General features: G+C 70.6%; 27 protein-coding genes. 16 read left to right on the top strand and 11 right to left on the bottom strand.

Annotated features, from left to right (window positions below; translation table 11 throughout):
• Positions 1-19: 19 nt before the first annotated feature.
• Positions 20-1,168, bottom strand: a complete 1,149-nt coding sequence (locus M8542_RS15495; protein WP_257920849.1) for a citrate synthase 2 — start codon at positions 1,166-1,168, stop codon at positions 20-22.
• A 288-nt stretch (positions 1,169-1,456) separates the two neighbouring features.
• Here M8542_RS15495 and M8542_RS15490 point away from each other — a divergent pair, with 288 nt between their 5' ends.
• The 7 genes from M8542_RS15490 to M8542_RS15460 all read left to right on the top strand — a co-directional run bounded on the left by M8542_RS15490 (position 1,457) and on the right by M8542_RS15460 (position 6,689).
• Complete coding sequence (locus tag M8542_RS15490) at positions 1,457-1,759, top strand: urease subunit gamma (protein WP_257920848.1); 303 nt, start codon at positions 1,457-1,459, stop codon at positions 1,757-1,759.
• A gap of 12 nt (positions 1,760-1,771) precedes the next feature.
• Positions 1,772-2,077: an urease subunit beta gene (locus tag M8542_RS15485; RefSeq protein ID WP_257920847.1), complete on the top strand. Its 306-nt coding sequence runs from the start codon at positions 1,772-1,774 to the stop codon at positions 2,075-2,077.
• Between the two features lies 1 nt (position 2,078).
• Complete coding sequence (locus M8542_RS15480; RefSeq protein ID WP_257920846.1) at positions 2,079-3,794, top strand: urease subunit alpha; 1,716 nt, start codon at positions 2,079-2,081, stop codon at positions 3,792-3,794.
• A complete protein-coding gene (locus M8542_RS15475) occupies positions 3,794-4,465 on the top strand; it encodes an urease accessory protein UreF (RefSeq protein WP_257920845.1) in 672 nt (223 codons plus the stop codon). Before M8542_RS15480 ends, M8542_RS15475 begins: the two co-directional genes overlap by 1 nt.
• Complete coding sequence (ureG, locus tag M8542_RS15470) at positions 4,455-5,138, top strand: urease accessory protein UreG (RefSeq protein ID WP_257920844.1); 684 nt, start codon at positions 4,455-4,457, stop codon at positions 5,136-5,138. Before M8542_RS15475 ends, ureG begins: the two co-directional genes overlap by 11 nt.
• Positions 5,135-5,839 carry an urease accessory protein UreD gene (locus M8542_RS15465; protein ID WP_257920843.1) on the top strand — a complete coding sequence of 235 codons (705 nt, stop codon included), beginning with the start codon at positions 5,135-5,137 and terminating at the stop codon, positions 5,837-5,839. Before ureG ends, M8542_RS15465 begins: the two co-directional genes overlap by 4 nt.
• Positions 5,840-5,978: 139 nt before the next feature.
• A complete protein-coding gene (locus M8542_RS15460; protein WP_257920842.1) occupies positions 5,979-6,689 on the top strand; it encodes a TetR/AcrR family transcriptional regulator in 711 nt (236 codons plus the stop codon).
• A gap of 46 nt (positions 6,690-6,735) precedes the next feature.
• On the opposite strand, the gene M8542_RS15455 is transcribed toward M8542_RS15460, so the two are convergent.
• A complete protein-coding gene (locus M8542_RS15455; protein ID WP_257920841.1) occupies positions 6,736-8,397 on the bottom strand; it encodes a purine-cytosine permease family protein in 1,662 nt (553 codons plus the stop codon).
• 217 nt (positions 8,398-8,614) lie between these two features.
• On the opposite strand from M8542_RS15455, the gene pdxH reads away from it, so the two are divergent.
• Positions 8,615-9,292, top strand: a complete 678-nt coding sequence (gene pdxH / locus M8542_RS15450) for a pyridoxamine 5'-phosphate oxidase (protein ID WP_257920840.1) — start codon at positions 8,615-8,617, stop codon at positions 9,290-9,292.
• A 9-nt stretch (positions 9,293-9,301) separates the two neighbouring features.
• On the opposite strand, the gene M8542_RS15445 is transcribed toward pdxH, so the two are convergent.
• Together M8542_RS15445 and M8542_RS15440 are read right to left on the bottom strand one after the other, a co-directional pair.
• Positions 9,302-9,604, bottom strand: coding sequence for a DUF1963 domain-containing protein (locus tag M8542_RS15445; protein WP_257920839.1), 303 nt, complete (start codon positions 9,602-9,604; stop codon positions 9,302-9,304).
• Positions 9,605-9,642: 38 nt separating this feature from the next.
• On the bottom strand, positions 9,643-10,161 hold the full coding sequence (locus M8542_RS15440; RefSeq protein ID WP_257920838.1) for a DUF1963 domain-containing protein: 519 nt from the start codon (positions 10,159-10,161) through the stop codon (positions 9,643-9,645).
• 127 nt (positions 10,162-10,288) lie between these two features.
• Here M8542_RS15440 and M8542_RS15435 point away from each other — a divergent pair, with 127 nt between their 5' ends.
• Positions 10,289-11,554: an MFS transporter gene (locus M8542_RS15435; protein WP_276586557.1), complete on the top strand. Its 1,266-nt coding sequence runs from the start codon at positions 10,289-10,291 to the stop codon at positions 11,552-11,554.
• 24 nt (positions 11,555-11,578) lie between these two features.
• A complete protein-coding gene (locus M8542_RS15430; RefSeq protein WP_257920836.1) occupies positions 11,579-12,133 on the top strand; it encodes a DUF3558 family protein in 555 nt (184 codons plus the stop codon).
• On the opposite strand, the gene M8542_RS15425 is transcribed toward M8542_RS15430, so the two are convergent.
• From M8542_RS15425 to M8542_RS15410, 4 genes are read right to left on the bottom strand one after another with little or no spacing between them, the layout of a single operon-like run.
• Complete coding sequence (locus M8542_RS15425) at positions 12,130-12,522, bottom strand: DUF5958 family protein (RefSeq protein WP_257920835.1); 393 nt, start codon at positions 12,520-12,522, stop codon at positions 12,130-12,132. The two genes, M8542_RS15430 and M8542_RS15425, sit on opposite strands and share 4 nt — an antisense overlap.
• Positions 12,519-13,343, bottom strand: coding sequence for an MBL fold metallo-hydrolase (locus tag M8542_RS15420; protein ID WP_257920834.1), 825 nt, complete (start codon positions 13,341-13,343; stop codon positions 12,519-12,521). The genes M8542_RS15425 and M8542_RS15420 overlap by 4 nt, the downstream gene beginning before the upstream one ends.
• Positions 13,340-14,161: an MBL fold metallo-hydrolase gene (locus M8542_RS15415; protein ID WP_257920833.1), complete on the bottom strand. Its 822-nt coding sequence runs from the start codon at positions 14,159-14,161 to the stop codon at positions 13,340-13,342. The genes M8542_RS15420 and M8542_RS15415 overlap by 4 nt, the downstream gene beginning before the upstream one ends.
• Positions 14,161-14,739, bottom strand: a complete 579-nt coding sequence (locus tag M8542_RS15410) for a TetR/AcrR family transcriptional regulator (RefSeq protein ID WP_257920832.1) — start codon at positions 14,737-14,739, stop codon at positions 14,161-14,163. The genes M8542_RS15415 and M8542_RS15410 overlap by 1 nt, the downstream gene beginning before the upstream one ends.
• 67 nt (positions 14,740-14,806) lie before the next feature.
• On the opposite strand from M8542_RS15410, the gene M8542_RS15405 reads away from it, so the two are divergent.
• Genes M8542_RS15405 through M8542_RS15395 form a run of 3 tightly spaced genes read left to right on the top strand, consistent with a single transcriptional unit; the run spans position 14,807 to position 17,405 of the window.
• A complete protein-coding gene (locus M8542_RS15405; protein ID WP_257920831.1) occupies positions 14,807-15,712 on the top strand; it encodes an aldose 1-epimerase family protein in 906 nt (301 codons plus the stop codon).
• Positions 15,679-16,167, top strand: a complete 489-nt coding sequence (locus M8542_RS15400) for a GNAT family N-acetyltransferase (RefSeq protein ID WP_257920830.1) — start codon at positions 15,679-15,681, stop codon at positions 16,165-16,167. The genes M8542_RS15405 and M8542_RS15400 overlap by 34 nt, the downstream gene beginning before the upstream one ends.
• A gap of 20 nt (positions 16,168-16,187) precedes the next feature.
• Positions 16,188-17,405 (top strand): amidohydrolase, encoded by a 1,218-nt coding sequence (locus M8542_RS15395; protein ID WP_257920829.1) that lies wholly within the window; start codon positions 16,188-16,190, stop codon positions 17,403-17,405.
• 52 nt (positions 17,406-17,457) lie between these two features.
• Here the strand turns inward: M8542_RS15395 and M8542_RS15390 are convergent, their stop codons facing one another.
• The 3 genes from M8542_RS15390 to M8542_RS15380 form a co-directional block, all read right to left on the bottom strand.
• On the bottom strand, positions 17,458-18,063 hold the full coding sequence (locus M8542_RS15390) for a Uma2 family endonuclease (RefSeq protein WP_257920828.1): 606 nt from the start codon (positions 18,061-18,063) through the stop codon (positions 17,458-17,460).
• A 115-nt stretch (positions 18,064-18,178) separates the two neighbouring features.
• Complete coding sequence (locus tag M8542_RS15385; protein WP_257920827.1) at positions 18,179-18,466, bottom strand: PDDEXK family nuclease; 288 nt, start codon at positions 18,464-18,466, stop codon at positions 18,179-18,181.
• Positions 18,467-18,515: 49 nt separating this feature from the next.
• Complete coding sequence (locus tag M8542_RS15380; RefSeq protein WP_257920826.1) at positions 18,516-19,652, bottom strand: acyl-CoA dehydrogenase family protein; 1,137 nt, start codon at positions 19,650-19,652, stop codon at positions 18,516-18,518.
• A 100-nt stretch (positions 19,653-19,752) separates the two neighbouring features.
• Between M8542_RS15380 and M8542_RS15375 the strand changes: the two genes are divergently transcribed.
• From M8542_RS15375 to M8542_RS15365, 3 genes are all read left to right on the top strand, one after another.
• Entirely contained in the window at positions 19,753-20,334 is a 582-nt protein-coding gene (locus M8542_RS15375; RefSeq protein ID WP_257920825.1) for a TetR/AcrR family transcriptional regulator, read from the top strand.
• Positions 20,335-20,375: 41 nt separating this feature from the next.
• The gene (locus M8542_RS15370; protein ID WP_257920824.1) at positions 20,376-21,317 is read left to right on the top strand and encodes a carbohydrate kinase family protein; all 942 of its coding nucleotides are present in this window, start codon (positions 20,376-20,378) and stop codon (positions 21,315-21,317) included.
• A 197-nt stretch (positions 21,318-21,514) separates the two neighbouring features.
• Positions 21,515-22,831: a citrate synthase gene (locus tag M8542_RS15365; RefSeq protein ID WP_257920823.1), complete on the top strand. Its 1,317-nt coding sequence runs from the start codon at positions 21,515-21,517 to the stop codon at positions 22,829-22,831.
• Positions 22,832-22,845 lie beyond the last annotated feature (14 nt).

Here is a 22,845-nt window from a genome sequence, read left to right as displayed (position 1 = left end):
TGCCGCTTCGGTCGTAGCGTCAGTGCTTGGTGACCAGTTCCCAGCCCTCGACGTCCTCGGGCGTGCGCGGCTCCGGGCCGACGTACTTGGCCGACGGCCGCACCAGGCGTCCGGTCTTCTTCTGCTCCAGGATGTGCGCGGCCCAGCCGGCGGTGCGGGCCGAGCTGAACATCGCGGGCATCATGTGCGGCGGCACCTGGGCGAAGTCCAGGATGACCGCGGCCCAGAACTCGACGTTGGTCTCGATCGGGTGATCCGGGCGCCGCTCGCGCAGCTCCTTCAACGCCGCCTGCTCGAGCGCCGCGGCCGCCTCGAACCGGGTCGCGCCCAGTTCCTGGCAGGTGCGGCGCAGCACGCGCGCCCGCGGGTCCTCGGCGCGGTAGACGCGGTGGCCGAAGCCCATCAGGCGTTCCTTGCGGTCGAGGATGCCCTTGACCAGACCCGCCGGGTCGCCGGTGCGCTCGACCTCTTCGATCATCGGCAGCACGCGGGCGGGCGCACCACCGTGCAGCGGGCCCGACATCGCGCCGATCGCGCCCGACATGGCCGCCGCGACGTCGGCGCCGGTGGAGGCGATGACGCGGGCGGTGAAGGTCGACGCGTTGAGGCCGTGCTCGGCGGCCGACACCCAGTAGGCGTCCAGCGCCTTGACGTGCGCCGGGTCCGGCTCGCCGCGCCAGCGGATCAGGAAGCGCTCGGTGATCGAGTGGGCCTCGTCGACGCGGGTCTGCGGGACGGCGGGCTGGCCGATGCCGCGCGCCGACTGCGCGACGTAGGACAGCGCCATCACCGAGGCGCGGGCCAGCTGCTCGCGGGCCTCTTCGTCGGTGATGTCGAGCAGCGGGCGGTAGCCCCAGATCGGCGCGAGCATGGCCAGCGCGGCCTGGACGTCCACCCGGACGTCGCCGGTGTGCACCGGCAGCGGGAACGGCTCGGCCGGCGGGAGGCCGTGGCCGAACCTGCCGTCCACGAGAAGGCCCCATACGTCGCCGAAGGTCACCTTGCCGGCGAGGTCTTCGATGTCGACGCCGCGGTAGCGCAGGGCACCGCCGTCCCGGTCGGGCTCGGCGATCTCGGTGTGGAAGGCGATGACGCCTTCCAGACCCGGTCGGAAGCCGTCGTCGGGTTGGCCGGACGGCTGTGGCTTGCTGATCGTGGAGGTAGTCACTGTTTCGCGGAACCTTTCGGTGCGCTTTTTCCCCGTCTTGGTGGTGGAGCTCGCGCGGACGGAAATGCGCACGGAACGCGCGCGCCATCGCACGGATGGATAGACCTTGCTCCCTCGATCGCCGGGGGGCAATCGAAAGAAGCGGTGGTTTCGGTCACGATTACGAGAACGATTCAGTCACCGAAGCTGTCCGGCAGGAGAATTTTCACCACGGACGGTGACGAACGCCAGGTTAAAGGTATGTTTCCGAACCAGGCGACGCGCTGGTCCGGGTGGTAGACCTACCGGATGCACCTCAGCCCGCAGGAGCGCGACAAGCTGCTGGTCCACGTGGCGGCCGACGTCGCCCGCAAGCGGCTGGCGCGCGGCGTGCTCCTCAACTACCCGGAAGCGGTCGCGCTGATCACCGACCACGTCCTGGAGGGGGCCCGCGACGGGCGCACGGTCAGCGAGCTGGTCGCGAGCGGGCGGACCGTGCTCTCCCGTGCGCAGGTGCTGGACGGCGTGCCCGAGATGGTGGACTCCGTGCAGGTCGAGGCCACTTTCCCGGACGGCACCAAGCTCGTCACCGTGCATGACCCGATCGTGTGAAGGGGTAGCTGGATGCATCCAGGCGAGATCCTCCCCGGCGCCGAGCCGGTCGAGCTGAACCCCGGCCGCGCGCGGGTCCGGCTCCTGGTCCGCAACCTCGGCGACCGGCCGGTGCAGGTCGGCTCGCACTACCACTTCGCCGCGGTCAACCCGGGCCTCGAATTCGACCGCGACGCCGCCCGCGGCCACCGCCTCGACGTCCCGGCCGGCACGTCGGTGCGGTTCGAGCCCGGTGTCGAACGCGAGGTCGACCTCGTTCCGCTGGCCGGCGCTCGCCGAGTTCCCGGTCTTCGGTCCGAATTCTCAGGAGAGTTCTGAAATGCCGCACATCGATCGCGAGCGGTACGCGGAACTGTTCGGCCCGACCACCGGCGACCGGATCCGGCTCGCCGACACCGACCTGCTGATCGAGGTCACCGAGGACCGCTCGATGGGCCCCGGCGGCTCGGGCGACGAGGTGCTCTTCGGCGGCGGCAAGGTCATCCGCGAGTCCATGGGCCAGAGCACGGCGACCCGCGCCGAGGGCACGCCCGACCTGATCATCACCGGCGCGGTGATCCTCGACCACTGGGGCGTCGTCAAGGCCGACGTCGGCGTGCGCGACGGCCGGATCGTCGGCATCGGCAAAGCGGGCAACCCGGACACGATGGACGGCGTCGACCCCGCGCTCGTCATCGGGCCGTCGACGGAAGTGCTGGCCGGCAACGGGAAGATCCTCACCGCGGGCGGCATCGACTGCCACGTCCACTTCATCTGCCCGCAGCTGGTCGACACGGCGCTCGCCGCCGGACTGACCACTTTGGTCGGCGGCGGCACCGGTCCGAACGAGGGCACCAAGGCCACCACCGTCACGCCCGGCGCGTGGAACCTCGGCCGCATGCTGTCCGCCATGGACGGTTACCCCGTCAACGTCCTGTTGCTGGGCAAGGGGAACACCGTCCGGCCCGAGGCGCTGCGTGAGCAGCTGGCCGCGGGCGCGGGTGGGTTCAAGCTCCACGAGGACTGGGGCACGACCCCCGCGGCGATCGACGCCTGCCTGACGGTGGCCGACGAAGCCGGCGTCCAGGTGGCGATCCACACCGACACGCTGAACGAGGCCGGGTTCCTCGAATCCACTGTGGACGCCATCGGTGGCCGGTCGATCAACGCGTACCACACCGAAGGCGCCGGCGGCGGGCACGCGCCGGACATCATCGAAGTCGTCTCGCTGCCGAACATCCTGCCGTCGTCGACCAACCCGACGCGCCCGCACACGGCCAACACCCTCGACGAGCACCTCGACATGCTGGTGGTCTGCCACCACCTCAACCCGTCGGTGCCCGAGGACCTCGCGTTCGCCGAAAGCCGGATCCGGCCGACGACGATCGCAGCCGAAGACGTCCTGCACGACCTGGGCGCCATCTCGATGATGAGCTCGGACGCCCAAGCCATGGGCCGGATCGGCGAGGTGATCATCCGGACCTGGCAGACCGCGCACGTGATGAAACGCCGCCGCGGCGCGCTGCCCGGCGACGGCGCGGCCGACAACCTGCGCGCGCGTCGCTACGTCGCCAAGTACACGATCAACCCGGCCATCGCGCACGGCATGGAGACCGAGATCGGCTCGGTCGAGGTCGGCAAGCTCGCGGACCTCGTCCTGTGGGAGCCGAAGTTCTTCGGCGTCCGCCCGCACGTCGTGCTGAAGGGCGGCTTCCCGGCGTGGGCGGCGATGGGTGACGCGAACGCGTCCATCCCGACCCCGCAGCCGGTGCTGGCGCGGCCGATGTTCGGCGCTTCGATCGGCGCGGCGCTCAGCCTGCACTTCGTCGCGCCGTCCGCGTTGGACAGTGGCCTGCGGGAGACGTTCGGCATCACGCGGCCGCTGGTCGCGGTGGCGAACACACGCGCGCGGACCAAGGCGGACATGGTGCTCAACGACGCCACGCCGGACGTCCGCGTCGAGCCGGACAGCTTCGCGGTGCACGTCGACGGCGAGCTGGTCGAGCCGCAGCCGGTGACCGAACTGCCCATGGCCCAGCGGTACTTCTTGTTCTGATGGACCTTTCGGCGCTGATCCTCGCGGACTCCCGCTTCCCCGGAGGGGGACACGTCCACAGTGGCGGGATGGAAGAAGTCGTTTCCCGACGGTTGGTCACTTCGGTGCGCGATCTGCCGGGATTCCTTTCCGGACGGTTGCGGACGGCGGGCTTCCTGACGGCCGTCTTCGCCGCCGCTTCGGCGCATGCGGCCGTCACCGGCGGGAACTGGTCCATCTTGGACAGTGAGCTGGATGCGCGCACTCCGTCGCTCGCGCAGCGCGAGGCATCCCGCGCTCAGGGGCGCGGCACCGCCCGGGCCGGGCGGATCGCGTGGCCGTCTCCGGTGCTCGACACGCTGCTCGCCGAGACTCCGCGGCCGCACCACCCGGTGATCGTGGGGGCTTTGGTCGGTGTCGCGGGCGGGTCTCCGTACGACGCCGCGATGGCGGCCGCGTACCTGGCGGTGAGCGGGCCGGCGAGCGCGGTCGTGCGGCTGCTGGGGCTGGATCCCTTTGCCGTCAACGCGGTCGTGGCCCGGTTGGATCTCGGGACGGTCGCTTCGGAGGCGGCGGCCGTGGCGGGGGACGACCCGGCATCGCTGCCGTCGCCGGGCTCGCCCGCGTTGGATCTGTTCGCCGAGGCGCACGCCCGGCACCACCAGGAAGAGGTGCGTCTCTTTGCCAGCTAAGGGCCACGGGCACTTTCACGAGGTCAACTTCGACCCGACGGCGTCGGAGCCGGATCACTACGACGCGGCGCCCACCGCGGGCCGCGCGTACCGGATCGGCATCGGCGGCCCGGTCGGGTCGGGCAAGACGGCGCTGACCGCGGCCCTGTGCCGCGCGCTCGGTGACGAGATCAACCTCGCGGTCGTCACGAACGACATCTACACGACCGAGGACGCGGACTTCCTGCGTCGCGCGGGAGTGCTGGACCCGGCCCGGATCGAGGCGGTCCAAACAGGAGCGTGCCCGCACACCGCGATCCGCGACGACATCACCGCGAACCTCGACGCGGTCGAGCGCCTGGAGGAGAAGTTCCCCGGCCTGGACCTGGTGATCATCGAAAGCGGCGGCGACAACCTGACGGCGGTGTTCAGCCGCGGCCTGGCCGACAGCCAGATCTTCGTAGTGGACGTGGCGGGCGGCGACAAGGTGCCGCGCAAGGGCGGCCCCGGCGTGACGACGGCGGACCTGCTGGTGATCAACAAGATCGACATCGCGCACCTGGTGAACGCGGACATGGCGGTGATGACGTCGGACGCGCACCGGATGCGCGGCGAGCTGCCGGTGATCACCCAGTCCCTTGTGGACACTCCGGACGCGCCGGACGTGGCCGCCTGGGTCCGTTCCCTGCTGTGAAGGCACATGCTCGGCTGACGGCGTGCTTCGACGGCACGCGCACAGTGCTGCGCGAGCTGCGGTCGATGGCGCCGTTGACGTTGTTCCCCCGCCGCCGATCCGGCCCGGCAGCGGTCGTGCACCTGGTCAACTCGGCGACCTCGCCGCTGGGCGGGGACGACCTGCTGCTGTCGATCCACGTCGGCCCCGGCGCGTCACTGCGGCTTTCCGGTGTCGCGGCGACCCTGGCCCTGCCGGGTCTGCACGACGAGGGCTCGATTTCCACGGTTTCCGTCGTCGTCGAAGAGGGTGGCTCGTTGGAGTTCCTGCCGGAGCCGACGGTGATCACCGCGCGCGCCCGGCACACCGCGGAGTTCCTGGCTTCGCTGGCACCCGACGCTTACCTGCACACGCGAGAGGTCCTGGTGCTGGGGCGGGCCGGGGAACGTCCGGGGTCGCTGACGACCTCGTCGCACGTCACGCGGGGTTCGGTGCCGGTGCTGCGGCAGACGCTGACGATCGGTGACTCCACTTCGGACGAGAGCCTGGCGGTGCTGGCGGGCCGCCGGGTGCTGGCGACGGACCTGGTGGTGGGTGGTCCGGACCGGCCGGCGGCCTCGGGCGAGTGGTGGTCCCGCAGCCCCCTCGCCGCGGGCGGCACGCTCACGACGTCGCTCGCGCCGGACGCGGTCACGGCCCTGAAGGGGCTTGCCGAGGGGTGAACCGCTCGCCGGAGAAGCCCCCCTGCGGCTTCTCCGGCGAGTGGCGTCCGGTGCCGCCGAAAGCCTTTGGTAATCAAGATTTTCACAAAGTAGCCAGCCGGGTAGGATCTGGCAATCCCTCAGAAGGAGGAGAGAACCGGTGGCTCGCACCTACGGCGGCGTCGCACCCGAGCAACGCCGCGCCGACCGCCGTGAGCGCCTGCTCACGGCCGGGCTCGAGCTCTTCACCTCCGCCGGCTTCCGGCACACGAAGATCACCGAAGTGTGCGCCCGCGCCGGCGTTTCGACACGCAACTTCTACGAGGAGTTCACCGGCAAGGAGGACGTCCTCCGCACCCTCCACGACCGGATCAACAGCCTGGCGCTCGAGCACGTCACCGCGGAGCTCGACAAGGTCGCCGACGCCGACGCGCTCACCCGCATCTCGACGTTGCTGGACGTCTTCATCGCCACGGTCACCGCGGACCCCCGGATGCCGCGCCTCACCTACGTCGAAGCCGTCGGCGTCAGCGCCGAGCTGGAGGCGCAGCACCAGGTGTGGGTCGACCGCTGGGCGAACTTCATCGCCGCCGAGGCGAGCCGCGCGGCCGAACACGGCGTCGCGCCGGCGCGGGACTACCGGCTGACGGCGATCGCGCTGGTCGGCGCGGGCACCGGGCTGCTGCGCGAGTGGCAGGCGCACGACCCGCCGCTGCCGGTCGAGGACGTCGGCGGGGAGCTGCGCGCCATGATGCTGGCGGCCATCATGCGGCCGGAAAAGATTTCGGACTTGGCGGGCAACCGCGGCGGCACCACCGGCGTGGAAGAGTCGAGCCGGGAGGGGGCGCAGGGGGGACCCCGGCGAACGTGAAGGCCCTTTCCCGGCATCGGACGCCGGGAAAGGGCCTTCACGGATATTACGCCTGGCGCGGTGTCGGCAACCCCAGCGAAACCGGGCCGGTCGTGCGGCAGACGTCGTGGCAGCTGCTGTCGAGCGTGCAGCACAACGAGCAGATCGGGCCGTCCTGCTGCACGCAGTCGGCGACGTCCGGCAGTTCGTACGGGTCGCCGCAGGCCGAGCAGGTGTGGGTCGCCCGGAGGTCGGCACCCGGGCCCGCGACGGTGTTCTCCCGCACCAGGTAGTACTTCCCGCGCGTCACCACGGCGAGCACCGGCACCCCCGCGACGGCGATGACCAGCGCGAGCAGCGGGCTGAACGCCGCGACGAACGCCCCGAACGCGCCGAAGTAGGCCGCGATCGACACTGCCGACGCGACGACCATCGAGCCGAACCCCACCGGGTTGATCTTGTGCAGGTAGGCCCGCTTGAACTCGATGTGGCGCGGCGACAGCCCGAGGGGCTTCGCGATCACCAGGTCGGCGCACACCGCGCCGATCCACGCGATGGCGACGTTCGAGTAGAAGCCCAGGATCTTGTTCAGGAAGCCGAACGCGCCGAACTCCATCAGCGCGAGCGCGATCCCGCAGTTGACCAGCACGTACCAGACCCGCCCGGGGTGGCGGTGCAGCACGCGGGAGAAGAAGTTCGCGAACGACAGCGAGCCCGAGTACGCGTTCGTCGTGTTGATCTTGATCTGCGAGACGACGACGAACAACGCGGCGAACGTCAGCGCCACCGGGCCGAGCGCGGGCTTCACCGCCTCGAGGTACGGCGCGATCGGCTCCAGCGCGTGCGTCTTCCCGACGACGCCGAGCGCGAGGAACGCCAGCAGCGCGCCACCGATCTGCTTCGCGGCCCCGAGGATCACCCAGCCGGGGCCGGCTGCGAGCACCGCGGCCCACCACGACCGCTTGTTCTCCGCTGTCTTCTCCGGCATGAACCGCAGGTAGTCGGCCTGTTCGCCGATCTGCCCGATCAGCGACAGCGCGACGCCCATGCCGAGGCCGAACCCGATCGCGGAGAACCCGGAACCGGCGCCCTCGGTACCCCCGAACCGGGTGAACTCGGCGAACTTGCCGGGCTCGCGGACCAGCACGACGACGAACGGCAGCACCAGGCCGGCGATCCAGAGCGGCTGCGTCCAGGTCTGCATCTTCGCCACCGCGCCCATGCCGTAGAGCGCGAAGGGCAGCACGATCAGCGTCGCCAGCAGGTAGCCGATCGGCAACGGGATGCCGAGCGCCAGTTCGAACGCCTGGCCCATGATCGAGCCTTCGAGCGAGAAGAAGATGACGGTGAAGCTCGCGTACACGAGCGACGTCAGCGTCGACCCGAAGTAGCCGAAGCCGGCGCCGCGGGTCAGCAGGTCCATGTCCACTCCGGACTTCGCGCAGGCGGCCGCGATGGGCACGCCGGTCACGAAGATGACGACGGCCGCGGCGAGGATCGCGAGGACCCCGGACGTGAAGCCGTAGGAGAGGACGATGCTGGCGCCGATCGCGAAGTCGGCCAGGTAGGCGATGCCGCCCAGCGCCGTCGTCGCGACCACGAACGGTGACCATTTCCGGAACGAATGAGCGGCGAAGCGCAGTGAGTAGTCCTCGCGGTTCTCGTTGGCCGCGAGCGGGGAGTACCGGCGTTTCGAGGTTTCTTCGGCGTTCGACAGGGTCTCGGTCATGCCTGCCTCCGGTGTGGTGGGGAACGGGCCGAAGGTAGGGCGCAGCTGTATCGATCCTGGTCCGGCAGGTGACGTGCGGGTTACGGCTTGTTGTCCAGCGGTTACGTCCCGGGGTGTCGGGTCTCACCGTTCAGTGGGTTCCGCCGCAGCTCGGAAGGCCCTAACGTGCCTAGAGCCGAAGTCGACTGATGCCCCGACCGGGCGTGGAGGTTTGGCCATGATGCCGGAGATCGAGGACCAGGTGGAAGACGCCGTAGTTCGCCTGCCCGGGATGCGCGTGGCCTACGACGGCGCCGCGTTCGACGAATCCGCGCTGGCGGCCACCTGGACCGATCAGCTGCAGGGCTGGCTGAACCAGGCGGTGGCGGCCGGCATCGCCGAGCCGAACGCGATGGTCCTCGCGACGGCCGACGCGGAGGGCCGCCCCTCGTCCCGCACCGTGTTGTGCAAGGGCCTCGACGACCGCGGCGTGGTGTTCTACACGAACTACACGTCGTCGAAGAGCCACGACCTGACGGCGACGCGCTACGCGTCGGTGACGTTCCCCTGGTACGCCCTGCACCGCCAGGTCCACGTGCGCGGCGAGGTCGAGAAGGTCGGCGTCAAGGAGACGGCGGAGTACTGGGCCCAGCGCCCCCGCGGCTCGCAGCTGGGGGCGTGGGCGTCCCCGCAGTCCCGGGTGGTCGACGGCCGCCGGGCGCTGGACAACGCGTTGAACGGGATCGAGCGCCGGTTCGCGGACGTGGAGCAGATCCCGGCGCCGCCGCACTGGGGCGGCTGGCGGATCCGGCCCGACCTGGTCGAGTTCTGGCAGGGCCGCGAGGACCGCATGCACGACCGGCTGCGGTTCGTCCGCAACGACGACGGCTGGCGGATCGAGCGCGTCGCGCCCTGAGCCGGGACCTCAGCCGCACTGCATCGTGCACCTCGCTTCCGCGAAGCGCCCGGCTTCAAGGTCTTCGGTCCGGATGAGCCAGTAGAGCGAGCCGACGTCGCCCCACAGCATTTCGCTGGTTTCGTCGCTCGCGATCTCCGCGAGCAGCACCCAGCGGGCGGCTTCGTCGGCCAGCCGGGGATCGGCCCAGGAGCCTTCGAGCAGCGTGGCGGCGACCTCGACCTCCACCGCGCCCTGAACCGGACTGGCGAAGCCGCCGACGTGGTGGCCGACGCCGTCCCCGGCCGCGTCGTAGACGAGGTCGCCGAACACGTCGGTGCCCCCTTCGTCGAGCTCCTCGGCCGCCTCGGTCAGGGTGGCGCCGCTCGCGGTCCTGGTGCGGTCCAGCAGAACGTGCTCCGCTCGGGAGCGGTGGCCACGATCTCGGCGTACTGCTCCTGAGCGGGATAGGGGACGACACCTTCGGGCGCGCGCCGCGCGGTGACCGGCACCTCCGCCGGGACGAAGAGCACCCGGCTGCCCTCGGCGTCCTCGACCGCCGCCGAATCGGCCTGGACGGACCGCCGATCGCCGTCGAAGTAGAAGAACAGCAGCGTGCCCGCGGCCGGCAGCGGGATGCTCAGGTACTCCCGCGGCAGCGCGGCGCAGTCGAGCGCCGCGACGAAGTTGAGCGGTCCCTCGCCCGGCCAGGTGGGCCACTCCGCCTCCGCGGGCAGCTCCGGATCACCGCCGAGCCGCGCCACGCGCGGCCCTTCCCCGGCCGGGGTCAGCCGGATCCCCGGCCGCATCAGCCCGGTCCACGCCGTCGCCAGGTCGGTGGGCAGCCGGTCGTGGGCCAGGGTGCTGAGCTGGTCTCGCCAAGACGTCATGGGCTGATCATGGCCGAGGGGTACGACAAGAACGCCGCGTCCGCCGCCGGCCGGGCGACGAAAATCACGCGACCGGAGATAGTTAGCCGAGCTAAGCTCGACAGTCGTGAGTGGTGAACCGGGGACCTTGCCGCCCCGCTCGGGCGTCCGCAAGCTCCTCAGTCGCATCATCGTCGACACCCGGCCGCTGAAGATCCCCGCTTTCCGGCGGCTCTGGCTGTCCACTGTGGTCACCGCCGTCGGCACGCAGCTGACCGCCGTCGCCGTGCCGAAGCAGGTCTTCGACCTCACCGGGTCCTCCGCCTACGTCGGCCTCACCGGGCTCGTCGCCCTGATCCCGCTGCTCGTCTTCGGCCTCTGGGGCGGCGCCGTCGCCGATGCCGTCGACCGGCGGAAGCTGCTGTTCGTCACCAACGTCGGCGTCGCGATCACCTCCGCGCTCCTCTGGCTGCAGGCCTTCGCGAACTTCGGCTCGGTGTGGCTGGTCCTCGGCCTGCTGGCGCTCAACCAGGCGTTCTTCGCGATCAACATGCCGACGCGCGGCGCGGTCGTCGCCCGGCTCGTGCCCGCCGAACTGCTGCCGTCGGCCAACGCGCTCAACACCACCATGTCGACCTTCGGCGCCGTCTTCGGGCCGCTCATGGCCGGGGCGCTGATCCCCGTCCTCGGCTTGTCGACGCTCTACCTGATCGACGTCGTCGCCCTGGCGATCACGCTCATCGCCGTCTGGCGGCTGCCGCCGATCCCGCCGCTCAACGGCCCGTCGCGCCGGGCCGGCCTCGGGGACGTCATCGACGGCTTCAAGTACCTCGCGACGCAGAAGGTGCTGCTCGCCTCCTTCGTCGCCGACATCATCGCGATGGTCTTCGGCATGCCACGGGCGCTGATCCCGGAGATGGCCGAGCGGACGTTCGGCGACCCACCCGGCGGCGGCCCCGCCCTGGGCTGGCTCTACGCCGCGCTGCCGCTGGGCGCGATGCTGATCGGGTTGTTCTCGGGCTGGCTGACGCGGATCCACCGCCAGGGTGTCGCGGTCGTCGTGTCGATCTGCGCGTGGGGCGCGGCGGTCGCCGCCTTCGGCCTGACGCACTCGCTGTGGCTCGCGGTCGTCTTCATGGCCGCCGCCGGCGCCGCCGACATGGTCAGCGCGGTCTACCGGATGGCGATCCTGCAGGTCGCGACCACCGACGAGATGCGCGGCCGGCTCCAGGGCGTGTTCACGGTCGTGGTCGCCGGCGGCCCGCGCATCGCCGACCTCACACACGGCTGGGGCGCGGCGGCGTTCGGCACGAGCACGGCGGCGACCGTCGGCGGGCTGCTCGTGATCGTGCTGGTCCTGGCCTCGATGTTCGTGCTCCCGGCGTTCTGGCGGTACCGGGCTCCCACCGCTTAGGCCGTTCGGGCTAGGGTGCCGGGCATGCGTACCCTCGCCGTCGTTTTGGTCGCTTTTGCCGCTTTGACCGCTTGCTCTTCGGGGGACGAGCCGTCTTCGGCGCCCGCTTCGTCGGCGCCGAAGCCGAGTTCGAGCGCCGCCAACCCGGCGGCGGCGGCCGCGCTCGACCCGTGCGCGCTGCTGCCGGCGGACGCGGTCTCGAAGGCGCTGTTCCTGGACAACCTCAAGGCGGTCCCGGGCCCGTCCCGCGACACCGCGACCAACGGCGGCAAGTCCCGCAGCTGCGAGTACCAGCTCGACGGCAAGGCGGCCGGCGCGCTGGCCGTGACCCGCTACGAAGGCCGCCAGGGCAAGCCGCAGGAGATGGTGGCATCGATCAAGAAGGGCAAGCCGGGCGCGACCGACGTCCAGGGCTTCCCGAACGGCGCGGTCTACTACGTCGACGACCAGAAGACGGCGACCCTGGCCTCGGCGGAGCTGGTGTCGGGCACGCCGGTGCTGGTCAACTACACCGGCCCGGCGAAGATGACCGCCGAGCAGATGTCGCCGCTGCTGAAGAAGGCCCTCGAGGCGAGCTAACGGCGCAGCTGGTGCCAGGCGTGCGTGCACTGCCCGGCGCACGACACGCGCCGCCGGTCGTCCGCGACGCCGAGCAGGGAGACCAGCACCCGGAACGCCGGCACCTGCTGGTAGCCGGGGAGCCCGCAGATCTTCCGCAGCTGAAGGCGCGGCTCGCCGACCCGGAGCAGCACCGCGGCGGTGTCACCCTCCTTGACGCCGGCGCGGGTGATCGCTTCGTCCCGGTCCTGTTCGTCCGCCCTGGCCTGGATCACGTACTCGGCCAGCATGTCGAGGATCGCCCGGCGGCCCGCCTGGTCGTGCCGCTCGAACCAGTGGGCCCCTTCGTCCAGCGGTCTGATGCGCTGCGCGAGCCGGTTCAGGAGGTCCGACCGCTCGCCCGGCGTCACCGGCGCAACGCCGCCAGCTCGACCGGGCTGTGCGCCGAGAAGACCTTGACGTCATCGGCGTGTTCGCGGACCAGCTCCCGCAGCCTCGCCAGGTTCTCCAGGCGGGGCTTGCGCAGGGTCTGGACGATGTTCTGGAACGCCGTCAGGCCCGGTGGGCACGACGGCGCGACCGGGTCCAGCTGGCCGTGGAAGAAGTACGCGTCGCCGGCGTGCAGGAGCCAGCCGTCGCCGGTGTCGACCGCTACTCCCGTGTGGCCGCGCGTGTGGCCCGGGAGCGGGACCAGCAGGATCTCCTCCGGCAGGCCCTTCAACGACCGGACCGCGTCGAAGCCGAACCACGGCTCGCCGGTCTCGTCGTAGGTGCTCCACAGCGGGCTGTGCGTGAACTGGGCCGCGCGGTAGCGGTTCTTCTCGGCCGCGTTCGCCGGGGCCGTCGCCGCCTGGTGCTCTTCGGCTCGCACGTGCACGACCGCGTTCGGGAAGTCCGCGAGCCCGCCCGCGTGGTCGACGTCGAGGTGAGTCATCACGATGTGCCGGACGTCGGCCGGGTCGAGGCCGAGTGCCTTGATCTGCGCGACGGCCGTCTCGGCAGCCTCCACCCGCGCGCCGACCATCGCCATGAACGGGCGGCCCAGCCACTCGCCGGGGCGGGCCACGGCCTGGGCGCCGAACCCGGTGTCGACCAGCGCCAGGCTGTCGCCGGTTTCGACCAGCAGGCAGTGCGCGACCAGCTCGGACCGCCGCAGCAGGCCGGGCTCGCCGTCGAGCAGCTTGCCGCCCGCCGGGCGCATCGATCCGCAGTTCAGGTGGTGCACCTTCATACCCTGCTCCTGCTCAGCCGGACGAACTCGGTCTCGTCGTGCGCGGCGAAGACGGTCACCTCGTCGCCGTGCTCCTGAACAAGCTGGCGCAGGCGGCGGTGATTGTCCAGCCGGGCGCCCTTGATCGTCTCCATGTGGCCCTCGAACCACTTCAGGCCCGGCGGGCAGTTCGGATCGGCGGCGACCTGGCCGTGGAAGAAGTACGAGTCGCCCGCGTTCAGCAGCCACCCGTTGCCCGTGTCGACGGCGACCCCGGCGTGCCCGCGCGTGTGCCCGGACAACGGGACGAGCAGGATCTCCCGCGGCAGCCCGTCGAGCTGCCGGACGGCGTCGAAGCCGAACCACGGCTCACCGGTGTCCGCATAGGACGTCCACTGTGGACCATGCGCGAACTGGATCGCCCGGTAACGCCCGTTTTCCGCGGGATTGTCGAACGCGCGCAGCTCTTCGGCGTAGACGTGCACGCGCGCCCACGGGAAGTCGATGAGCCCGCCGGCGTGGTCGAGGTCGAGGTGGGTCAAGACGATGTCGCGGACGTCCGCCGGGTCGAAGCCGAGCGCGCGGATCTGCGCGATCGCGGTCTGCGCGGGATCGGCGACCGGGTTGGACTGCCGGACGAATCCCGCGCCCAGCCAGGCGTTCCGGTCGACCGCGGCGGGCGTGCCCATACCCGTTTCGACGAGCACGAGCCCGGTGTCGGTTTCGAGCAGCAGGCAGTGACAGACCATCGTGGCGCGCCGGAACAGGCCCGGCCGGCCGTCGATCAGCTTCCCGCCGAGCGGCCGCATCGTGCCGCAGTTCAGGTGGTGGACACGCATCAGGAGAACTCCCGGTCGAGGGTGGTGCGCAGGTGGGCGGCGACGGCACGCAGCGGCGCGGCGTCCCGGCGGGTGCGGGCCAGCAGCAGCCCGCCTTCGATCGTGGCGAGCACGACGGTGGCCAGCTCGTCCGCGCGTCCGGCGGGAAGCCCTTGCCCGGCAAGGTGCGCCCGCAGGATTTCGTGCCACGACGAGTAACCGTCCACACAGGCCTCGCGGATGGGCTCGCTCGCCGCGGCGGCGTCCAGCGCGACCGTCGCGAGTGGACAGCCGCGCTGGAAGTCCGACTCGGTCAGGAATGCCGCCAGCGCGTCGACGGCGCGGTCGATCGCGGTCGGCGCGTCGGGCGCGTCCCGCAGGATCGCTTCGAGCAGCGCGCCGGTGCGCTCGCCGGAAAGCCGGACGGCTTCGGCGGCGAGCTGTTCCTTGCCGCCGGGGAAGTGGAAGTAGAGCGACCCCTTCGGCGCGCCGCCCGCCGTCGTCAGCTGGGTGAGGCCGGTGGCGTGGTAGCCCTGGGTCTGGAACAGGTCGGCGGCGGTGTCGAGCATGCGCTGCCGGGTGTCGGTGCGACGGACCATGGCGCCGACTGTAACTCAAACTATGACGACCGGTCTAGTGAGTTCGCCGCTCGGTAAGGTCGTGCGCATGGGCAACCCGACCGGTCAGCAGTTCGAGATCACCCGAGGCAACGCGCGTGCCGTCGTCACCGAAATCGGCGCCGGGCTGCGCGCGTTCGAGGTCGGCGGGGTGCCGTACGTCGAGGAGTTCCCCGAAGACGCGAAGCCGCCGAAGGGCGCCGGGCAGGTGCTGCTGCCCTGGCCGAACCGGACCAAGGCCGGCAAGTGGCCGTTCCGGGGCGAGGAGCAGCAGCTCGAGATCACCGAGGAGGCACGCGGCAACGCCATCCACGGCCTGACCCGCCACCTCGAGTGGGAGCTGCTGGAGCACGCCGAGTCGTCGATCACGCTGGCCGTCGACGTCGAGGTGCAGCCCGGCTGGCCGGTGCCGCTGCGGGCGACGGTGACCTACGAGGTCGCGCCGCGCGAGCTGACCATCACCCACGAAATTCGCAACGAGGGCGAGCAGTCGATCGGCGTCGGCGTCGGCACCCACCCGTACTTCCGGATCGGCGACGTCCCGACCGACGAGCTGACGCTCACCCTGCCCGCGAGCCGCGTCCGGCCGTACCTCGGTGACGAGCAACTGCCGTACGCGCCGGAGCAGGACGTCGAGGGCACCGAGTACGACTTCCGCGCCGGGCAGGTGCTGGCCGGCGTCGACCTGGACACCGCGTTCGGCGCGCTCTCGGCGGAGCCGGACGGCACGCACCACTTCAAGCTGGGGCACGGGGACCGGCAGCTGCTGGTCTGGACCGGCCCCGACTTCCACTGGGCGCAGGTGTTCACCCCGGACGACCTCGTCGGGCGCGGCCGCGCGGTCGCGATCGAGCCGATGACCTGCCCGGCCGACGCGCTCAACACGGGCACCGACCTGATCGAGCTGGAGCCGGCGACGTCGTGGTCGGGCAGCTGGGGCATCCGCGTCCCGTGATCCGGCTGGGCGCCGAAGACGCGGGCGAGGTGCTGACGCTGCAGCGCGCGGCGTACGTCACCGAAGCCCGCGCGCACGACGACTGGGACCTGCCGCCGCTGCTGGAGACGCTCGACCAGACGCGAGCCGCGCTGGTGGGCCTCAGCTGGGGCGTCCGGGAGAACGGCCGGCTGGTGGCGTCGGTGCGGCTGACGGTGGCCGGCGAGGTCGGCGTGATCGGCCGGCTGGTCGTGGCGCCGGACCGGCAGGGCGCCGGGGTGGGTGGTTCGCTGCTGGCCGCCGTCGAGGCGGCGGCCCCGTCCGAAGTGACGGTGTTCCGGCTCTTCACCGGGTCGAAAAGCGCAGGGCCACTGCACTTGTACGCGAAGCACGGCTACCGCGAGACGCACCGGACGCCGGAGAACAACCACGAACTGGTGCACTTGGAGAAGGCCCGCGTGCGGCCGCCCGAGTGAGTTCGTTAGCGTGGCAAACTATGGCGAAGGCAATTGTCGGGGGCTACGTCCTCCCCATCGACGGTGATCCCATCGAAGGCGGCACGGTCCTGATCGACGACGGGAAGATCGTCGCGGTCGGCGCCGAGGCCGACGTCGACATCCCGGAGGATGCCGAACTGGTCGACGCGGCCGGCACCTGGGTGCTGCCCGGCTTCATCGACGCCCACGCCCACCTCGGCGTCCATGAGGACGGCGAAGGATGGGCCGGTAATGACACGAACGAGATGACCGACCCGAACGGCGCCCGCTTCCGCGCCGTCGACGGCATCGACCCGTACGAGCCCGGCTTCGACGACGCCCTGGCCGGTGGCGTCACGAGCGTCGTCATCAAGCCGGGGTCGGGCAACCCGATCGGCGGCCAGACGATCGGCGTCAAGACCTGGGGCCGCAGCATCCTCGACATGATCTTCGCGGAGCACGTCAGCGTGAAGAGCGCGCTCGGCGAGAACCCGAAGCGCGTGTACGGCGAGAAGAAGCAGACGCCGTCGACGCGGCTGGGTGTCGCGGCGATCCTGCGCGAGGCGTTCACGAAGGCCCGCAACTACCAGGCGAAGCGCGCGCACGCGGAGTCCGAGGGCAAGCCGCACGACGTCGACCTGACGCTGGAGACGCTGTCGAAGGTCCTCGACGGCGAGCTGTACTGGGACCAGCACGTCCACCGCGCGGACGACATGGTGACGGCGATCCGGCTGGCCGACGAGTTCGGCTACAAGCTGGTGATCAACCACGGCACCGAGGGGCACCTGATCGCGGACCTGCTGGCCGAGCGGGACGTGCCGGTGATCCTCGGCCCGCTGTTCACCACGAAGTCCAAGGTGGAGCTGCGCAACCGGACGCTGCGGTCGGCGGGCATCCTGGCCCGCGCGGGCGTGCGGATCGCGATCACGACGGACCACCCGGTGATCCCGATCAACTTCCTGGTCTACCAGGCGGCGCTGGCGGTGAAGGACGGCCTCGACCCGGCGACGGCGCTGCGTTCGCTGACGATCAACCCGGCGTCGATGCTGGGCCTGGACCAGCAGATCGGCTCGCTTGCGCCGGGGCTGGACGCCGATGTGGTGCTGTGGTCGGGTGACCCGCTGGACGTGATGAACCGCGCGCTGCGCGTGTTCGTCCGCGGCGACGAGGTGTACCACTTCGACGAGTCGCTGGGCGAGGGCGTGTCGAAGGACCGCCGGTACCGCGAGGCCCGCTGAGTTTCGGACGACACGCCGGTTACCGGGCGGTTCCGGCGTGTCGTCCGATTGTTCACGCGAGGAGTGCGTTCAGGTCGAGCTTGACCGGGAACGGGACGTCGTTGGTGAAGACCCCGGTGACCGCGGCGGCGTCCTGGTAGCCGAACTCACCGGCTTGGTGGCACGCGACGAGTGACACCGGCTCGGTGATGTCGACGATCCAGTAGTGCGGGATGCCCGCATCGGCGTACTCGTCGTGTTTCACCTGGTAATCGGTTCGCTTCGACCCCGGGGACACGATTTCGACAATCACGAGCGCGTCCTCTGCGCGGTACATGCCGTCCTCGTCGTCCACTCGGAGATTTGCCTCGCGGTAGGCGATCAGCAGGTCGGGGCGTCGTGAAAATCCCGCTTCGCCGCGCGGCGCCAGGCCGAGGTCTACGTCGATGTCCAGGGTGAAATCGAGTTCTGGCGGCAATTGGGATTCCAGTTGCCGGCCCAGCAGGTAAGCGGCTTTGTTGTGCCGTCTGCTGGGGCTTGGTGACATCACGACGCGACCCTCCACGAGTTCGGTGAAACCGGTGTCGGTTTCACCGAGTGCCGCGTACTCCTCGATCGTCAGCAGATGATCGGGGATCTCCCACCGGCGAGCAGGGCTCGGCTTGGGATGTGCGATCACAGCCCCTCCTCACGTCGTCGGAATTCTCTCACGGGTCAGGTGCAACCATGAGTAACCGTAGATGTACCACGCGTGAGACACCGCTAGCTCGATAGGAGTGCGTTCAGCTCGATCGTCACCGGGAACGGCACCTCGGTGCTGAAGGTGCCGGTGACCGGCGAAGCATCCTCATACCTTCGGCACCTTCCGGCGCCAGGCCGAGGTCCAGGTCGGCGCCGAGGACGAACGCGAGGCGGTGGGGAAGCTGCCGGTCCAGCTGCCCGGCCGGCCGGCACGCGGCCAGGTTGTGCGCGCGGCCGGCGCCGGGGGAGGGCACTACGCGGCCTTCCACCAGTTCGGTGAAGCCGCGGTCGGTCTCCCCGAGCGCTCGGTACTCCTCCGTGGACAGCAGCTGATCGGGCATGCGGAAAACGGTATCTGTCGCATTAATGGTTCAGGCTTCGCTCGACCGGTCAGGCCTTCTTCAGCTCCCGCGCGATGACCATCCGCTGGATCTGGTTCGTCCCCTCGAAGATCTGCGGCACCTTCGCCTCCCGCATGTATCGCTCCACCGGGAAGTCCCGCGTGTACCCGGCCCCGCCGAGCACCTGGACCGCGTCCGTCGTCACCTTCATCGCCCCATCGGTCGCCACCAGCTTGGCGATCGACGCCTGGCGCTGGAACGGCAAGCCGCGGTCGCGCCGGCGGGCCGCCTCCAGGTAGCACGCGCGGGACGACTCCACCGCCGCCGCCATGTCGGCCAGGAGGAACTCCATCCCCTGGAAGTCGATGATCGGACGGCCGAACTGCGAGCGGCCCTTCGCGTACGCCACCGCCTCGTCCAGCGCCGCCTGGGCCAGGCCCACCGCGCACGCCGCGATCCCGAGCCGGCCCGAGCTCAGCGACGACAGCGCGATCCGGAGCCCGTCGCCGGGGGAGCCCAGCAGCCGCGAAGCCGGGACGCGGGCGCCGTCGAAGATCAGCTGAGCCGTCGGGGAGCCCGTGAGGCCCATCTTGCGCTCGCGGGGCGCCGCCGACAGGCCTTCGGTCGCTCCCGGCACCAGCAGGCACGAGATCTCGTCGGCGCCGGTGCGGACCATTGTCGTGTAGAAGTCCGCGACCCCCGCGTGGGTGATCCACGCCTTCGTGCCGTTGACGACGTAGTCCGTGCCGTCCAGGCGCGCGCGGGTCGACAACGCCGCCGCGTCCGAGCCCGCCTGCGTCTCCGACAGCGCGTACGCCCCCAGCAGCGAGCCCTCGAGCATCTCCGGGAGCCACTCGGCGCGCTGCGCGTCCGTGCCCCACTCGGCCAGGCCGTAGCAGGACATCGTGTGCACCGACAGCCCGACGCCGACCGTCATCCACGCCGTCGCGATCTCCTCCAGGACCTGCAGGTAGACCTCGTACGACACCTCGCCACCGCCCCAGCGCTCCGCGTACGGCAGCCCCAGCAGGCCGGACTTGCCGAGCAGGCGGAACTGCTCGCGCGGGAACTGCTCGGCCTCCTCGGCCGCCGCCGCGCGCGGGGCCAGCTCGTCGCGGGCGATCTCCCGGGCCAGGGCGACCAGGTCCTCGGCGTCCGAGTCGGGCAGCAAGCGTTCGGCGGGCATCAGTGTCCTCCAAAGCGGTACTGAAAACAGTACTGTGGGCTCCACTAGAGTACTATACGGAGGACTGGGGCGGTCCGAACACGTAGGAGATAGTGAGCCGATGCGCCCCGAACCCCGCCGACGGCCGACCGCCCGCCAGCGTGCGCTGCTCACCGACCTCGAGACGCTCTTCCTCGCCGAGGGCTTCGCCGAGTTCACCCTGGACGACCTCGCCGCCCGCCTCCGCTGCTCGAAGTCGACGCTCTACGCGCTCGCGCCCAGCAAGGAGCAGCTCGCGGTCAAGGTCGTCACCCAGTTCTTCCGGGGCGCCGCCGAGCGGATCGAGGAGCGCGTCGCCGGCATCGACGACGCCCGCAAGCTCATCGGCGAGTACCTGGCCGGCGTCTCCGAGCACCTGAACCGGGCGTCGGCGGCCTTCATGCACGACCTCGCCGACTTCGGCCCGGCCCGCGAGGCCTACCAGCTCAACAGCCGGTTCGCGGCGCAGCGGCTCCGGCAGTACATCGACCGGGGCGTCGCCGACGGCGTCTTCCGCGACGTCCACGCCCGGCTCGTCGCCGAGATGACCAACCTGATCATCGAAGGCATCCAGACCGGCGTGCTCGCCCAGCGCACCGACGTGTCCGACGCCGAAGCGTTCACCGCGCTCGGCGAACTGCTGCTCGGCGGGCTCGACAAATAGCGGACAGGAATTGTCAGGCCGAACTCCACTAAACTCCCGGCGTGATCGTCGTAGGCGGAGAAGCTCTGGTCGACCTGGTTCCCGGCGACCCCCTGGATTCCACTGTGGACGGTGGGCTGCGCGCGCTGCTGCCGCGGCTCGGCGGCGGCCCGTACAACGTCGCGCTGGCCGCCGGCCGGCTCGGCGTGCCCACGGCGTTCCTCTCCCGCGTGTCCACCGACCGCTTCGGCGCCGCGATGGTCGAGCGCCTGCACGCGTCCGACGTGGACACCGCGCTGCTGCAGCGCGGCGACGAGCCGACGACGCTCGCGGTCGTCGCGCTCGACGCGAAGGGTGCCGCGCACTACACCTTCTACGTCGAAGGCACCGCCGACCGGCTCGTCGCGGACCCCGGACCGCTGCCCGAAAACGTGACCGCGCTCTCACTCGGCACGCTCGGCATGGTGCTCGAGCCCGGCGCTTCGGCGTACGAGGCGATGCTGCGGCGCGAGGCCGCGCGCGGCGTGCTGACCGTCCTCGACCCGAACATCCGCGAGGCGCTGATCACCGACCCGGCCGCGTACCGGGCCCGGTTCACCTCGTGGCTCCCGGACGTCCGGCTGCTCAAGATCTCCGACGACGACGCCGCGTGGCTCACCGAAGGCGCCGACCCGGTCGCCGCGGCGAAGACGTGGATCGAGTCCGGTGTGGACGCCGTGGTGCTGACCCGGGGCGCCGACGGCGTCGCGGTGATCACCGCCGCGGGTGAGCTGGCCCACGTGCCGTCGCGGAAGGTGACCGTCGTCGACACCATCGGCGCGGGGGACACCGTGCAGGGCGCGTTGCTGGCGTGGCTGCACACCCACGAGGTCACCGACCTGGCTTCCCTCGACGCCGGCGCGTGGCGCGAAGCGCTGGGATTCGCGGCGAAAGCGGCGTCCATCACGGTGTCGCGCAGTGGCGCCGAGCCGCCCACGTCACACGACATGGCATCCACCGTGTGAACCTGGTCCCAAAGGGGGCCCCAGGAGCAACGTCACCGCTGCGCGAACACAGGTTTCTCGACTAGCGTAGAGGGGCATTCTTCATACCCCAGCGGGGCGGTGTGCAGCGAGGCGCCAGTGTTTCCTCGCGTGAACACGTGGCTACCTGTGGAACGTACAGGCGCCGCCGGCCCGTGCCCAACGTGAGAGGGACTTGCATGTCCGACGCGACGACTGCGGGGCAGTCCGGCGGCGAAACCGCGAAGCTGACCCTGCCGAGTGGCGAGCACGAGTTCAAGATCGTCCACCCGGTCGAGGGCGCGCCCGGGATCGAACTCGGGAAGCTGCTGGCGCAGACGGGGTACATCACCTACGACCCCGGTTTCGTCAACACCGGGGCCGCGTCGTCGGCCATCGCCTACATCGACGGCGACGCCGGCATCCTCCGCTACCGCGGTTACCCGATCGAGCAGCTCGCCGAGAAGTCGACCTTCGTCGAGGTCTCCTACCTGCTGATCTACGGTGAGCTGCCGACCGAGACGCAGCTGGCGGACTTCACCGAGAAGATCCAGCGGCACACGCTGCTGCACGAGGACCTCAAGGCGTTCTTCAGCGGCTTCCCGCGCGACGCGCACCCGATGCCGGTCCTGTCCAGCGCGGTGTCGGCGCTGTCGACCTTCTACCAGGACTCGCTCGACCCGTTCGACGAGCCGAACGTGGAGCTGTCCACGATCCGCCTGCTCGCCAAGGTGCCGACCCTGGCCGCGTACGCGTACAAGAAGTCCGTGGGCCAGCCGCTGCTGTACCCGGACAACTCGCTCGGCCTGGTCGAGAACTTCCTGCGGATGACCTTCGGCTTCCCGGCCGAGCCCTACGACGTCGACCCGGACGTCGTGAAGGCGCTCGACCTGCTGTTCATCCTGCACGCCGACCACGAGCAGAACTGCTCGACCTCGACCGTGCGCCTGGTCGGCTCGTCCGAGGCGAACCTGTTCGCCTCGATTTCGGCCGGCATCAACGCGCTGTTCGGCCCGCTGCACGGCGGCGCGAACGCGGCGGTCCTCGACATGCTCGAGGGCATCCAGGCGGACGGCGGCGACGTCGCCAAGTTCGTCGAGCGCGTGAAGAACAAGGAAAAGGGCGTGAAGCTGATGGGCTTCGGGCACCGGGTCTACAAGAACTACGACCCGCGCGCGAAGATCATCAAGAACACCGCCGACGAGATCCTCGGCAAGCTGAAGGGCGGCGACCAGCTGCTCGACATCGCCAAGAAGCTCGAAGAGACGGCGCTTTCCGACGACTACTTCGTCGAGCGGAAGCTGTACCCGAACGTGGACTTCTACACCGGCCTGATCTACCGGGCGCTGGGCTTCCCGACGAAGTTCTTCACGGTGCTGTTCGCGCTCGGCCGCCTGCCGGGCTGGATCGCGCACTGGCGCGAGATGATCAACGACCCGGCCACCAAGATCGGCCGCCCGCGGCAGATCTACACCGGCTACGCGTCGCGGGACTACATCCCCATGTCGGACCGCTGAGTTTTCACCCGGGT

This window comes from Amycolatopsis iheyensis (assembly GCF_024703995.1).
GTDB classification, from domain to species: Bacteria; Actinomycetota; Actinomycetes; order Mycobacteriales; family Pseudonocardiaceae; genus Amycolatopsis; species Amycolatopsis iheyensis.
Note: the sequence above shows the minus strand (reverse complement) of the source record. Positions and strands in the feature narration are given on the sequence as shown.